The following is a 14,276-nucleotide window of genomic DNA, read 5'->3' as shown; positions in this document are numbered from 1 at the left end:
GTAATTCCAACAACAAAACCGTTTCAGTGAAGCTCCTTTGTGCCACAGGTTTCACTCGGACTGCCAGAGGTACTGCCATGACCCTTCGCATCGCCATCAATGGATTCGGCCGCATCGGCCGCAACGTCCTGCGCGCACTGTATACCCAAGGCTACCGCCAGGACTTGCAGGTCGTCGCCATCAACGACCTGGGCGACAGCGCCATGAACGCCCACCTGCTCAAGTACGACAGCGTGCACGGCACCTTCGACGCCACGGTCGAGGCCGACCACGAAAGCCTCACGGTCAATGGTGACCGTATCGCGGTCAGTGCCATTCGCAACCCGGCCGAACTGCCGTGGAAGGCTGAAGCGATCGATGTGGTGTTCGAATGCACCGGGTTGTTCACCGAGCGGGCCAAGGCAGCTGCCCACCTGGCCGCCGGGGCGGGCAAGGTGATTGTCTCGGCGCCGGCCAAAGGGGCTGATGCCACCGTGGTGTACGGGGTCAACCATGACCTGCTGCGGGCTTCGCACCAGGTCATTTCCAACGCCTCGTGCACCACCAACTGCCTGGCACCGATCGCCCAGGTGCTGCACCGCGAGTTCGGCATCGAGCAGGGCCTGATGACCACCATCCACGCCTATACCAACGACCAGGTGCTGACCGACGTTTACCACAGCGACCCGTACCGCGCGCGCTCGGCAACCCAGTCGATGATCCCCAGCAAGACCGGCGCGGCCGAGGCGGTAGGCCTGGTATTGCCGGAACTGGCCGGCAAACTGACCGGTATGGCCGTACGGGTGCCGGTGATCAACGTGTCGCTGGTGGACCTGACCGTGAACCTCAAGCGCGAGGCCACCGCCGAGCAGGTCAACCAGTTGTTCCTCGAGGCGAGCAAGCATTCCAAGGTCTTGGGCTACAACGCGTTGCCATTGGTTTCCTGCGATTTCAACCACAACCCGCTGTCGTCGATTTTCGATGCCAACCACACCCGCGCCAACGGGCGCATGCTCAAGGTGCTGGCCTGGTATGACAACGAGTGGGGCTTCAGCAACCGCATGCTGGATAACTGCCTGGCGTTGTGCAGGGCACGGTGAGCCTGACGGGGCACTTTTGGCGCCTGTGAGACCCGGCGCCGCGCGGGCGGCGCTCGGTCTCGAATACACAGCACATCCTCCCCCAGCCACCAGCGGGCTCACAATCTTTACCTTTTCCTAACATTCCCAGACTTGACCTTCCGCATAGATGATAAGCATTATCATTAGCTTTTGGTCGGTCAGGTCTTCTCGTGAGTCAGTCCCGGTTCAACGCCGTCTTCCTCCTCCAGCGCCTTTCCCTGCTGCGCACCCTGCAGCGCATGGTCGGCAACCCCAGCACCGCCGAGGACCTGCTGCAGGAAACCTACCTGCGGGTGTCGCGCGCCCTGGGCGAGCGGCCTGTCGAGCACATCGAACCTTTCGTGTTCCAGACGGCCCGCAACCTGGCGCTCGACCACTTGCGCGCCCGCCGGGTGCAGGCCCGCATGCTGGTCGACGACGTGCCCGACGAGGTGCTGCACAGCGTGGCCGCACCGGCCAGCAGCAGCGAGGATGCCGCGCACGCCGAACAACTGCTCAAGCACCTGAGCATCAGCCTGAACCAGCTGAGCGAGCGCCAGCAGCGCATCTTCATTCTCAGCCGCCTGCATGGCGCCACCTACCTGGAAATTGCCGAGCAACTGAGTGTTTCGGCCAGTACGGTACAAAAGGAACTGAAGCTGATCATGGCCATCTGCATGGGCGTCGCCGAGCGCCTGAAGTGAACCGGCCGCTGGCCAGCCCCTCAACGTAAAGCCCTTGCCACACCACGCCGTAGCCTTGATCATTTGCAAAAAACCACGCAAGGATTCCCCGTGACCGACAGCCCCGCCCCTCGCCCGTCACCTGCCGGGCCCAGTGCCCATGCGCGTGCCATGGACGAGGCGCTGGAATGGCTGGTACGCCTGCAAGGCGCCGATGCCGACGACACCCTCGCCTTCCAGGCCTGGTTGAGCGCAGCGCCAGAAAACGCCGAAGCCTATGTCGAGGCAGAAGCGCTGTGGAACGGTATGCCGCTGCACCAGGTGGCCACGCAGATGCACCGGCAGCAGCGCCGGTCGTGGCGCGGGCGCCTGCGTAGCCACTGGAAGCCGTTGGCGACGGCAGCCGTGCTGCTGGTTGGGCTGGTGACCTTCGGCAACCTGCCGACACGCCTGCAGGCCGACCACCTGACCGTGGTCGGCGAACGCCAGCGCCTGCAACTGGACGATGGCGCGAAGGTGCTGCTGAACACCAATTCGGCGTTCGCCAGTGACCGCCGCGGCGGCCGCCAGGTCGCGCGCCTGCTGCAGGGTGAAGCCTACTTCCAGGTGCCGCAGAACGCGCCGATGCCGCTGGAAGTCCAGGCCGGGCCATTGCGCGCGCAAGCACGCGATACCGATTTCGCCGTGCGCTACCTCAACGGTGAAGCGCAACTGCGGGTGCAGCGCGGCGATGTCGACCTGCAAGGTGCGCGTGACCAGCGCATACGCCTCAGCGCTGGCGACAGCATCAGTGTGGGCCCCCAGGGCATTGGCCAGCGCCAGCGCCCCGACATGAACAAGGACCTGGCCTGGGTCGATGGCCGCCTGGTGTTCGAAAACTGCCCGCTGAGCCGGGTACTGGCCGAAGTCCGGCGCTATTACCCCGGCTGGATCATCAACCGCAATACCCAGCTGGATGACGTTGCCGTAACCGGCAACTACCGCCTCGACCAGCCGCTGGAAACCCTGCGCGCGCTGGCTCACATCACCTCCGCCCAGTTGCATGAGTACCCGGCGCTGGTCATCCTGAACTGACTGTTTGCCTCCTCTACGGCCACGTCGCCGCGCAGCCCGGCATGCCTGTTCAACGCTTTTGCATTTATTTTTACGCGGTTCTGCACCCCCATCCGTCTCGTTATAGCCAATGCAACTGATTCTTGTTTAACAAACGAGAACAGACACCTATAACTGTCTGCACGTTTGGGAGCGCTTTCGATGTACACAGGTATTACCCGCTCGTCTTCCCTTCCCCGCCGTACCGGGCAGCTTTCGCTGCTGACCTTGGCATTGCTCGCCAGCGGCGCCTGCAGCCTGCCGGCGCTGGCTGCCGAACCAGCCCGCGCCAGCAGCCCGCGCATGGGCGATTACCGCTTCAGCATCGGCCAGCAACCGCTGGTGTCGGCCATCAACGCCTTCAGCCAGGTCACCGGTTGGCAGGTTGGCTTCAGCGCCGAGTTGGCCGAAGGCGTGGCCTCACCCGGTGTCCAGGGTGCGCTGCCGCCAGATGCCGCGCTCAAGCGCCTGTTGCAGGGCACCGGGCTGAGCTTTCGCAGGATCGGCAATGCCAATGTGGTACTCGAACGCCAGACCGCAAACAATGTGATCGCGCTGCAGCAAGTGACCGTCAGCGCCACCCGCAGCGCCCAGGACGTGAGCCAGGTGCCGAGCACGGTCAGCGTGCAGACCCGAGCGCAACTGGACCGCCAGAACGTCAACAACATCCAGGACCTGGTGCGTTACGAACCGGGTGTGTCGGTGGCCGGCACCGGCCAGCGCAGTGGCCTGAACGCCTACAACATTCGCGGTATCGACGGCGAGCGGATTCTCACCCAGGTCGACGGTGTGGCGATCCCCGACAGTTTCTTCTACGGCCCATACGCGCAAACCCAACGCAACTATGTCGACCCGGAAATCGTCAAGCGCGTGGAAATCCTGCGCGGCCCGGCCTCGGTGCTGTATGGCAGCAATGCCATCGGCGGCGCGGTCAGCTACTTCACCCTCGACCCCGACGACATCATCAAGCCAGGCAAGGATGTTGGCGCACGCCTGAAAAGCGGTTACAGCTCGGCGGACGAAAGCTGGCTGACCTCGGCCACCGTCGCCGGGCGCCAGGGCGATGTCGACGGCCTGCTGCACCTGAGCCAGCGCAATGGCCACGAGACCGAGACCCAAGGCCACCACAGCGGCGCCGGCCTGGCCCGTACCGAAGCCAACCCGATGGACGTGCGCACCACCAACGTGCTGGCCAAGGCAGGCTGGAACTACGCTGACGACGCCCGCCTGGGCGTTACTTACGAGCGCTACAAGGACGACCGCGACCAGAACATCCTCAGCGCCGCGGGAGGGCCGTTCATACCCGGGTTCGGTGGCATGGGCTACTACAAGGCGCGCAGCGGCAACGACACCATCACCCGCGAACGCTTCGGCATCAACCATGAATTCGGCCTGGACACGCTGTTCGCTGACCAGGTGAAGTGGAGCCTGAACTACCAGGTCGCCAAGACCGACCAGCACACCGATGAAATCTATGCGCCACCTGGCCGCCAGGTACTGCGCACCCGCGACACCCGTTACAAGGACCGCCAGTGGGTATTCGATGCCCAGCTGGACAAAGCCTTCAGCATCGGCAGCACCGACCACTTGCTGACCTACGGCACCACCCTCAAGCACGAGAAAATCACCGGGTCGCGCAGTGGCACGGGCACCTGCCTGGCCGTAGGCTCGGGTTGCGCTGCCGCCGGCGCGCCGCGCCCGGCCGACGGCCAGGTGCTGGTCAGTGATTTCCCGGACCCGACCGTGAACACCTACAGCCTGTTCGTGCAGGATGAAATCCGCTGGAACCGCTGGACCTTCCTGCCAGGCGCCCGTTACGACTACACGCGCATGCAGCCCAAGTTCACCGAGGCGTTCCTGCGTGGCCTGGAGTCCACCGCCACCGCGCCCACCTCCCAGGACGACTCGGACAAGACGTGGCACCGCGTCTCGCCCAAGTTCGGCCTGACCTACGCCTTCGATGACCACTACACCTGGTACGGCCAGTACGCTGAGGGCTTCCGCACGCCGACCGCCAAGTCCATGTACGGGAAATTCGTCAACCTAGACCAAGGCTACCGGGTAGAAGGCAACCCAGGGCTGGAACCTGAAAAGAGCAAGGGCTACGAAACCGGCCTGCGCGGCAACTTCGACGCCGGTAACTTCGACGTGGCGGTGTTCTACAACAAGTACCGCGACTTCATCGACGAAGACGCCGTGCAGAGCGCCAACCTGGAACAGACCTTCCAGGCCAACAACATCAAGCACGCCACCATCAAGGGCGCCGAGGTCAAGGGCCGCCTCAACCTTGACCACTTCGGAGCGCCACAAGGCCTGTATACCCAGGGCTCGATTGCCTATACCTATGGCCGTAACGATGACACCGGCGAACCGCTGAACACGGTCAACCCGCTCAAAGGCGTGTTCGGCCTGGGTTACGAGCAACACAACTATGGTGGCTTGCTGAGCTGGACGCTGGTCAAGCGCAAGACCCGGGTCGACGACAGCACCTTCTACTCGCCAGACGGTTCGAGCACGAAGTTCCGCACGCCAGGCTATGGCGTGCTGGACCTGACCGGTTTCTACAAGGTGACCGACGACGTCACCATCAACGCCGGGCTGTACAACCTGACCGACAAGAAATACTGGCAGTGGGACTCGGTACGCAGCTATGACGGCCAGGGTGAAGCGGCTGTGACCCAGCCGGCCAACATCGACCGTTTGAGCATGCCGGGGCGCAACTTCGGCATCAATGTGGTGTGGGATATCTGAAGGTTTCAGGTTTGCAGCGCCTGTGGGATCAGGCGCCGCCCGCGCGGCGCCCGATCCCACAGGCAACGCAATGACCCGTCTGTACATACCCGGTTTTTTTACTGTTCCGCCCCCGCTGCTTCGTCTTGTCTCTAGACGCCCTCTTTCCAAGGACTGCCCCATGACCGACCGCCCAGCCTTGCGCTCCCAGCGCCTGAACCAGATCACCCACGCCCCGCACGCCGAGCTGGATGCCCTGGTCAAATCCCACGCCCCATTCGACAGCCGCGAAAGTTTCGCCCGCTTCGTGGTTGCCCAGTACCTGTTCCAATCCGAGCTGCAGGCCCTGTACAACGACCCGCAACTGATCGCCATCGTCCCCGACCTGGCCGCGCGCTGCCGGGCCGACCAAGCCCGCCTCGACCTCGCCGACCTCGACACCCAGGTGCCGGCCGCGGTGCCGGGTGCCTTGGCCAATCCGAGCGTGGGCGAGGCAATGGGCTGGATCTTCGTCTCCGAAGGCTCCAAACTGGGCGCTGCGTTTCTGATCAAACGGGCCGCAGCGCTGGGCCTGTCCGACAGCTTCGGCGCCCGGCACCTGGGCGAGCCGGCCGGTGGCCGTGCTGAAGGCTGGAAGCAGTTCACCCGCATCCTGGATGCCCTGGACCTGTCGGCCGAAGAAGACGCGGCTGCCGAGCGCGGCGCAGTAGCGGCATTCGAGCGCTTCACCGAGCTGCTCAAGCATGCCTATGCTGCAGATGCTGCGCTGGTTTGATACGCCTTAGCCGGCCACCCTTCCGGTGGCCGCACCGTTTTTTGCAGTGAGACCATGACCCGACCCGCCCGCTCGAAACTCGCCCGCCTGCTGTATGGAATACTGGCTTACGTGAGCCTGGGGGTGGGTCTGGTCGCGATCGTCATTCCCGGCCTGCCAACCACCGAATTCATCCTGCTGGCAGCGTGGGCTGCAACGCGCAGTTCGCCACGTTTGTCGGCCTGGCTGGAAAACCACCGCCTGTTCGGGCCGATTCTGTACAACTGGCGCAACGGCAAGGTGATCCAGCGCCGCGCCAAGGTCAGCGCTACCCTCAGCATGCTGCTCTGTGCAGGCCTGATGCTGACCTTTCTTGAACACCACTGGCCGGTATTCCTCGCCATCGCCGGCATGACCCTGGGCAACCTGTGGATCTGGTCACGCCCGGAGCACGCCTGCACAGCCCCGTCACAAGCTCAGCAACCCTGAGTACAGGGCGTAGGCGGCCAGCGCCGCGCCTGCCAGCACGGTCGCGAAAATCAGCTTTTCCCACGTGGTGAACAGGGTTTGCCGCTGCTCATGCTTGGCCCTGGCGAACAGGATCACGCCCGGGGCATACAGCAACGCCGACAACAGCAGGTACTTGAGCCCGCCGGCATATAGCAGCCAGATGGCGTAGAGCAAGGCAACCAGCGCCACCAGCACGTCTTTGCGCCGCAACCGTGGCTGCGCGGCGTAGCTCTCGCCACGCACCGCCAGCAGCAGCGCATAGGCCGCCGACCACAGGTAAGGCACCAGGATCATCGACGACGCCAGGTAGATCAGGCTGGTGTAAGTGCCGGCCGAGAACAACGTGATCAGCAGGAAACCCTGGATCATGCAGTTGGTGAGCCACAGGGCATTGGCCGGTACATGGTTGGCGTTTTCCTTGGCCAGGAAGCGCGGCATGGTCTTGTCACGAGCGGTGGCGTAAAGAATCTCGGCACACAACAATGCCCAGGAAAGCAACGCCCCCAGCAGCGAAACCGCCAGGCCGATACTGATCAGCAATGCGCCCCAAGGGCCGACGATATGCTCCAGCACCGACGCCAGCGAAGGGTTCTGCAACCCGGCAAGCTCCGGCTGGGTCATCACCCCGAGGGACAGCACGTTGACCAGCACCAGTAGCGCCAGCACACTGAGAAAGCCTATGACCGTGGCCTTGCCCACATCGGAGCGGCGCTGGGCCCGCCCGGAGTAGACGCTGGCGCCCTCGATGCCGATGAACACGAATACGGTCACCAGCATCATGTTGCGCACCTGCTCCAGCACACCCCCGAACTGAGGGTTGCTCAACCCCCAGATATCACGGGTGAAAATATCGGCGCGGAAGGCGAATGCGGCAATCACCACGAAAATCAGGATGGGCACCACTTTGGCCACGGTGGTCACCTGGTTGATGAACGCCGCCTCCTTGATGCCGCGCAAGACCAGAAAGTGCACCGCCCACAGCAGCAATGACGCACAGCCGATGGCAATGGGCGTATTGCCCTCGCCAAACACCGGGAAGTAGAAGCCCAAGGTGCTGAACAGCAGCACGAAGTAGCCGACGTTGCCCAGCCAGGCACTGATCCAGTAGCCCCATGCCGATGAAAAGCCCATGTAGTCGCCAAAACCGGCCTTGGCGTAGGCGTACACCCCCGAGTCCAGTTCCGGCTTGCGGTTGGCCAGGGTCTGGAACACGAAGGCCAAGGCCAGCATGCCCACCGCAGTGATGGCCCAGCCGATCAGCACCGCCCCTACATCGGCACGCGCCGCCATGTTCTGCGGCAACGAGAATATCCCGCCGCCAATCATCGAGCCGACCACCAACGCGATCAGCGCGCCCAAGCGTAGCTTCTGACCCGGTTCGCTCATGTATCCCCCGTTTTTTCGCCAATGTCATACGAATGCAACAGCGTTCGCGGCCATATAGAAACGCTTGCTTATAGTGAACCCATTCACAAAAAGACGTGCGGTAATAACAGTTTTATCTATAAATAGATCCTGTAAAAACTAGCAGCTAGATAGTCACTGGAAAAGAAATCGATAAAACTCGAAATATGCGTAAAAAAGTGGCGAAAGCCGCGAAAGCGACTAGCGTCAAGCATCGCAGGCTGAACAGAGCGTTTGCTCTAGAATGACATGGAGGTGCCAGTGCGCAAGGCCTGCAGCTTGAGATGTCGGCACACTCCAGGAGCACCGTGAAGGTTTTTTCCTACTTCACGGCACCATGACCTGACCCACGTCAGCGAATGGCTGAGACGGCGGATTTATGCTGTCGTCAACTTTCTCCTGGCAGGAGTTGTTAAATGTCTGATTCATCCGGAAAATTGAAACTCGGTGCATTAGTCGCACTCGTGGTCGGCTCGATGATTGGCGGCGGCATATTCTCCCTGCCGCAGAACATGGCGGCCAGCGCAGGGGTTGGCGCGGTACTGATCGGCTGGGCCATCACTGCCGTGGGCATGCTGACCCTGGCCTTCGTGTTCCAGACCCTGGCCAACCGCAAACCAGACCTCGATGGCGGGGTGTATGCCTACGCCAAGGCCGGCTTTGGCGACTACATGGGCTTTTCTTCGGCCTGGGGCTACTGGATCAGTGCCTGGCTGGGCAACGTCGGCTACTTCGTGCTGCTGTTCAGCACCCTGGGCTACTTCTTCCCGGTCTTTGGCGAGGGCAACACGCCAGCCGCCATCATCGGTGCCTCGCTACTGCTATGGGCCGTGCATTTCCTGGTCTTGCGCGGCATCAAGGAAGCGGCGTTCATCAACCTGGTGACCACCGTGGCCAAGGTGGTGCCGCTGGTGCTGTTCGCCCTTATCTGCCTGTTCGCCTTCAAGCTGGACATCTTCACAGCAGACATCTGGGGCCGGGGCACGCCCGAACTGGGCAGTGTGATGAACCAAGTTCGCAACATGATGCTGGTCACCGTATGGGTGTTCATCGGTATCGAGGGTGCGAGCATCTTCTCGTCACGCGCCGAAAAGCGCGCCGACGTGGGCAAGGCCACGGTCATCGGCTTCGTGACCGTGCTGTTGTTCCTGGTACTGGTCAATGTGCTGTCGCTGGGCATCATGACCCAACCGGAACTGGCCAAGCTGCAGAACCCGTCGATGGCAGCCGTGCTGGAGCATGTGGTCGGCCACTGGGGGGCGGTACTGATCAGTGTCGGCCTGATCATCTCGTTGCTGGGGGCCTTGCTGTCGTGGGTGCTGCTGTGCGCCGAAATCATGTTCGCCGCCGCCAAGGACCACACCATGCCGGCATTCCTGCGCCGCGAGAACGCCAACCAGGTACCTGCCAATGCGCTGTGGCTGACCAACGCCATGGTGCAGGTCTTCCTGGTGATCACGCTGTTTTCCAGCAGCACCTACCTGTCGCTGATCTACCTCGCCACCTCGATGATTCTGGTGCCCTACCTGTGGTCGGCGGCCTACGCCTTCCTGCTGGCGCTGCGCAGCGAAACCCATGAGCAGGCCCTGGCCGAACGCAAGAAAGACTTGATCATCGGCGCTATCGCCCTGCTGTACGCCATCTGGCTGCTGTACGCCGGCGGTGTGAAATACCTGCTGCTGTCGGCATTGCTGTACGCCCCTGGCGCGATCCTGTTCGCCAAGGCCAAGCGTGAAGTGGGCCAACCCATCTTCACCAACGTGGAAAAACTGATCTTCGCCGCCGTGGTGCTCGGCGCCCTGGTGGCAGCCTATGGCCTGTACGACGGCTTCCTGACCCTTTGACCACGCTTTCGTCCCATTGGAGGAATGAAACCATGTCCGCTGAAAAACAGAAGTACGGTGTGCACTCCGAGGCCGGCAAGCTGCGCAAAGTCATGGTGTGCGCACCGGGCCTGGCGCACAAGCGCCTGACGCCGAGCAACTGTGACGAACTGCTGTTCGACGATGTGATCTGGGTCGACCAGGCCAAGCGTGACCACTTCGACTTTGTCACCAAGATGCGTGAGCGTGGCGTGGATGTGCTGGAAATGCACAACCTGCTGACCGACATCGTGCAGCAACCTGAAGCGCTGAAGTGGATTCTGGACCGCAAGATCACCGCCGATACCGTCGGCGTGGGTCTGACCAATGAAGTGCGCAGCTGGCTGGAAGGTCTCGAACCGCGCCACTTGGCCGAATTCCTGATCGGCGGCGTGGCCGGCCAGGACCTGCCGCAGAGCGAAGGCGCCGAAGTGGTCAAGATGTACAACGACTACCTGGGGCACTCCAGCTTCATCCTGCCACCGCTGCCCAACACCCAGTTCACCCGTGATACCACCTGCTGGATCTACGGCGGCGTCACGTTGAACCCGATGTACTGGCCAGCACGGCGCCAGGAAACGCTACTCACCACCGCCATCTACAAATTCCACCCGGCGTTCACCAGCGCCGACTTCCAGGTGTGGTATGGCGACCCGGACAAGGACCACGGCAACGCCACGCTCGAGGGTGGCGACGTGATGCCGATCGGTAATGGCGTGGTGCTGATCGGCATGGGCGAGCGCACCTCGCGCCAGGCCATCGGTCAGCTGGCCCAGAGCCTTTTCGCCCACGGTGCGGTCAGGGAAGTGGTGGTCGCCGGCCTGCCGAAGTCGCGCGCCGCCATGCACCTGGACACCGTGTTCAGCTTCTGCGACCGCGACCTGGTCACGGTCTTCCCGGAAGTGGTCAAGGAAATCGTGCCGTTCATCATTCGCCCGGACGAAAGCAAGCCGTACGGCATGGACGTGCGCCGCGTGAACAAGTCGTTCATCGACGTGGTCGGCGAACAGCTCGGGGTCAAGCTGCGGGTAGTCGAAACCGGCGGCAACAGCTTCGCCGCCGAACGCGAACAGTGGGATGACGGCAACAACGTGGTGGCCCTCGAACCAGGCGTGGTCATCGGCTACGACCGTAATACCTACACCAACACCCTGCTGCGCAAGGCTGGCATCGAGGTCATCACCATCAGCGCCGGCGAACTGGGCCGGGGCCGGGGCGGCGGCCATTGCATGACCTGCCCGATCATCCGTGACCCCATCGATTACTAACGCCCATTACCCCGGCCGCGCTTACCCAGCGGCGGCCGGTGCGTTCACCCTACCCAAGGAGAAAAGTCATGGCGTTCAACATTCACAACCGCAACCTGCTGAGCCTGGAACACCACACCACGCGCGAGTTGCGCTACCTGCTGGACCTGTCCCGCGACCTCAAGCGCGCCAAGTACACCGGCACCGAACAGCAACACCTGAAGGGCAACAACATTGCCCTGATCTTTGAAAAAACCTCCACCCGCACCCGCTGCGCCTTCGAAGTGGCGGCCTACGACCAGGGTGCCAATGTCACCTATATCGACCCCAACTCATCGCAGATCGGCCACAAGGAAAGCATGAAGGACACCGCCCGGGTACTCGGGCGCATGTACGACGCCATCGAATACCGTGGCTTCAAGCAGGAAATCGTCGAAGAGCTGGCCAAGTTCGCCGGGGTGCCGGTGTTCAACGGCCTGACCGACGAATATCACCCTACCCAGATGATCGCCGACGTGCTGACCATGCGCGAGCACAGCGACAAGCCGTTGCACGACATCAGCTACGCCTACCTGGGCGATGCGCGCAACAACATGGGCAACTCGCTGCTGCTGATCGGCGCCAAACTCGGCATGGACGTGCGCATCGCCGCGCCCAAGGCGCTGTGGCCACATGAGGACCTGGTTGAGCGCTGCAAGCAGTACGCAGAAGAAAGTGGCGCGCGTATCACCCTGACCGAAGACCCGCTGGCCGCGGTCAAGGGCGTGGACTTCGTGCACACCGACGTGTGGGTATCGATGGGAGAACCGATCGAGGCCTGGGGCGAGCGTATCAAGCTGCTCAAGCCTTACCAGGTGAATGCGCAACTGATGAAGGCCACTGGCAACCCCCGCACCAAGTTCATGCATTGCCTGCCGGCGTTCCACAACTCCGAAACCAAGGTGGGCAAGCAGATTGCCGAACAGTACCCGGACTTGGCCAACGGCATCGAAGTGACCGACGACGTATTCGAGTCGCCCGCTTGCATTGCCTTCGAGCAGGCGGAAAACCGCATGCATACGATCAAGGCGATCCTGGTTTCGACCCTGGCTGACCTCTGAAAGCGGCAAGCGGCAAGCTGAAAGCTGAAAGCTGAAAGCTGAAAGCTGAAAGCTGAAAGCTGAAAGCTGAAAGCTGCAAGCTGAAAGCTGCAAGCTGAAAGCTGCAAGCTGAAAGCTGAAAGCTGAAAGCTGCTGATTACACCGGCCGGCCTCTGCTTGCCACTTGCAACTTGCCGCTTGCAGCTTGCAGCCCCAAGCCCCAAGCCCCAAGCCACCTCAAAAGGACATTCCCCATGCGTATCGTTGTTGCATTGGGCGGCAACGCCCTGCTGCGCCGCGGCGAACCCATGACCGCTGACAACCAGCGTGCCAATATCCGCACCGCCGCCGAACAGATCGCCAAGATCCACCCCGGCAACGAGCTGGTCATTGCCCACGGTAACGGCCCGCAGGTCGGCCTGCTGTCGTTGCAGGGCCTTTCCTACAAACCGGACGAGGCTTACCCGCTGGACGTGCTGGGCGCCGAGACCGAGGGCATGATCGGCTATATGATCGAGCAGGAGCTGGGCAACCTGCTGGCCTTCGAAGTGCCGTTCGCGACCTTGCTGACCCAGGTTGAAGTCGACGCCAACGATCCGGCCTTCAAGGACCCGACCAAGTTCATCGGACCGGTCTACAGCAAGGACGAGGCCGAGCGCCTGGCCAACGAGAAGGGCTGGGTGGTCAAGCCTGACGGCGACAAGTACCGACGCGTGGTGGCCAGCCCGAAACCCAAGCGCATCTTTGAAATCCGCCCGATCAAGTGGCTGCTGGAAAAGAGCAGCATCGTGATTTGCGCGGGCGGCGGCGGCATCCCCACCCTGTACGATGAAAACCACAAGCTCAAAGGGGTGGAGGCGGTCATCGACAAAGACCTGTGCTCGGCACTGCTGGCAGAGCAACTGGAAGCCGACCTTCTGATCATCGCCACCGACGTGGATGCGGCGTACATTGACTGGGGTAAACCTACGCAGAAAGCCATCGCCCAAGCGCACCCCGACGAACTGCAGCGGCTGGGTTTTGCCGCGGGGTCCATGGGGCCGAAAGTGCAGGCCGCCTGTGATTTTGCCCGCCATACCGGCAAGGTGGCAGTGATCAGTTCGCTGGAAAACATCGAGGAAATCGTCAAAGGCACAGCCGGCACCCGTGTTTCGACCGCGAAGCCGGGGATCAGCTACCGTTGAATGCAGTGGGCGGGCCTGCGCGGCCCGTCATTTTCGACCTTCCCAAGGAGCTTTCCATGGCCCAGTACCACCCCGGTCATGTACACATCGAGCGCATTGCGCTGAACAAAGATGACCACAGCTATGACCTGAACATCGAATACGAGGCAGTGTCGGACCCCAAGGAAGGTAGAGGCATTCAGTTCCGCATGCATGGCAGCATTGAAGGCAAGGCAGTCGATGAAGCGTTCTTCCTGCCCAAGGACCAGGCCCTGCCCAGCTTTCTCATGCTGCTGACGCGCAGGGCGCAAGCGTACCTGCCGTCGCCGAAGAAATTCGAAAACCTGAGTTCACCGCACAAGCTCTATGACCATATGTTCGCGGACATTCGCGAAAAACTGGCGGTGAAGTCGGGCGACCCGATCAAGCCTGAACACCTGGAGTGATTTTCACAAGTTTGGGGCTGCCTTGCAGCCCATCGCAGGCAAGCCAGCGCCCACTTCGATCGCATCGGCCTCAAGGCCTGTGCAGTACCTGTGGGAGATACTATGGTTCCTGGCAAGGGTAGCCGGAGCATCTTCAGCGCCTGTGAGATCGAGCGCCGCCCGCGCGGCGCAATCGCGAGCTGCGCTCGCTCCTACGTTTGTTTCGGGCCAGTAACGCCTGTGACAGG

The 14,276-nt window shown here is 62.2% G+C and carries 12 protein-coding genes; 11 read left to right on the top strand and 1 reads right to left on the bottom strand.

Features of this window, described 5'->3' with window-relative positions:
- Positions 1-77 precede the first annotated feature (77 nt).
- The 6 genes from gap (at position 78) to DMX12_RS21170 (ending at position 6,827) form a co-directional block, all read left to right on the top strand.
- Entirely contained in the window at positions 78-1,079 is a 1,002-nt protein-coding gene (gap, locus tag DMX12_RS21195) for a type I glyceraldehyde-3-phosphate dehydrogenase (protein ID WP_110679386.1), read from the top strand.
- A gap of 191 nt (positions 1,080-1,270) precedes the next feature.
- On the top strand, positions 1,271-1,783 hold the full coding sequence (locus DMX12_RS21190; protein WP_110679385.1) for an RNA polymerase sigma factor: 513 nt from the start codon (positions 1,271-1,273) through the stop codon (positions 1,781-1,783).
- A gap of 90 nt (positions 1,784-1,873) precedes the next feature.
- Complete coding sequence (locus DMX12_RS21185) at positions 1,874-2,836, top strand: FecR domain-containing protein (RefSeq protein ID WP_110679384.1); 963 nt, start codon at positions 1,874-1,876, stop codon at positions 2,834-2,836.
- A gap of 180 nt (positions 2,837-3,016) precedes the next feature.
- Positions 3,017-5,605, top strand: coding sequence for a TonB-dependent receptor (locus DMX12_RS21180; protein ID WP_110679383.1), 2,589 nt, complete (start codon positions 3,017-3,019; stop codon positions 5,603-5,605).
- Positions 5,606-5,765: 160 nt separating this feature from the next.
- Positions 5,766-6,359, top strand: coding sequence for a biliverdin-producing heme oxygenase (locus DMX12_RS21175; protein WP_110679382.1), 594 nt, complete (start codon positions 5,766-5,768; stop codon positions 6,357-6,359).
- A 54-nt stretch (positions 6,360-6,413) separates the two neighbouring features.
- A complete protein-coding gene (locus tag DMX12_RS21170) occupies positions 6,414-6,827 on the top strand; it encodes a YbaN family protein (protein WP_054890324.1) in 414 nt (137 codons plus the stop codon).
- Here DMX12_RS21170 and arcD (DMX12_RS21165) read toward each other — a convergent pair.
- Complete coding sequence (gene arcD, locus DMX12_RS21165) at positions 6,807-8,234, bottom strand: arginine-ornithine antiporter (RefSeq protein WP_110679381.1); 1,428 nt, start codon at positions 8,232-8,234, stop codon at positions 6,807-6,809. The genes DMX12_RS21170 and arcD (DMX12_RS21165) overlap by 21 nt on opposite strands.
- A gap of 434 nt (positions 8,235-8,668) precedes the next feature.
- Between arcD (DMX12_RS21165) and arcD (DMX12_RS21160) the strand changes: the two genes are divergently transcribed.
- The 5 genes from arcD (DMX12_RS21160) (at position 8,669) to DMX12_RS21140 (ending at position 14,049) form a co-directional block, all read left to right on the top strand.
- Positions 8,669-10,096, top strand: coding sequence for an arginine-ornithine antiporter (gene arcD / locus DMX12_RS21160; protein ID WP_110679380.1), 1,428 nt, complete (start codon positions 8,669-8,671; stop codon positions 10,094-10,096).
- 32 nt (positions 10,097-10,128) lie between these two features.
- Positions 10,129-11,382, top strand: a complete 1,254-nt coding sequence (gene arcA, locus DMX12_RS21155; protein WP_009683387.1) for an arginine deiminase — start codon at positions 10,129-10,131, stop codon at positions 11,380-11,382.
- Positions 11,383-11,450: 68 nt separating this feature from the next.
- Positions 11,451-12,461, top strand: coding sequence for an ornithine carbamoyltransferase (locus DMX12_RS21150; protein WP_009683386.1), 1,011 nt, complete (start codon positions 11,451-11,453; stop codon positions 12,459-12,461).
- A 233-nt stretch (positions 12,462-12,694) separates the two neighbouring features.
- Positions 12,695-13,624 carry a carbamate kinase gene (arcC, locus tag DMX12_RS21145; RefSeq protein WP_009683385.1) on the top strand — a complete coding sequence of 310 codons (930 nt, stop codon included), beginning with the start codon at positions 12,695-12,697 and terminating at the stop codon, positions 13,622-13,624.
- A 56-nt stretch (positions 13,625-13,680) separates the two neighbouring features.
- A complete protein-coding gene (locus DMX12_RS21140) occupies positions 13,681-14,049 on the top strand; it encodes a DUF5064 family protein (RefSeq protein ID WP_110679379.1) in 369 nt (122 codons plus the stop codon).
- Positions 14,050-14,276 lie beyond the last annotated feature (227 nt).

Source organism: Pseudomonas sp. MB-090624, from assembly GCF_003205245.1.
GTDB lineage: Bacteria > Pseudomonadota > Gammaproteobacteria > Pseudomonadales > Pseudomonadaceae > Aquipseudomonas > Aquipseudomonas juntendi.
Note: the sequence above shows the minus strand (reverse complement) of the source record. Positions and strands in the feature narration are given on the sequence as shown.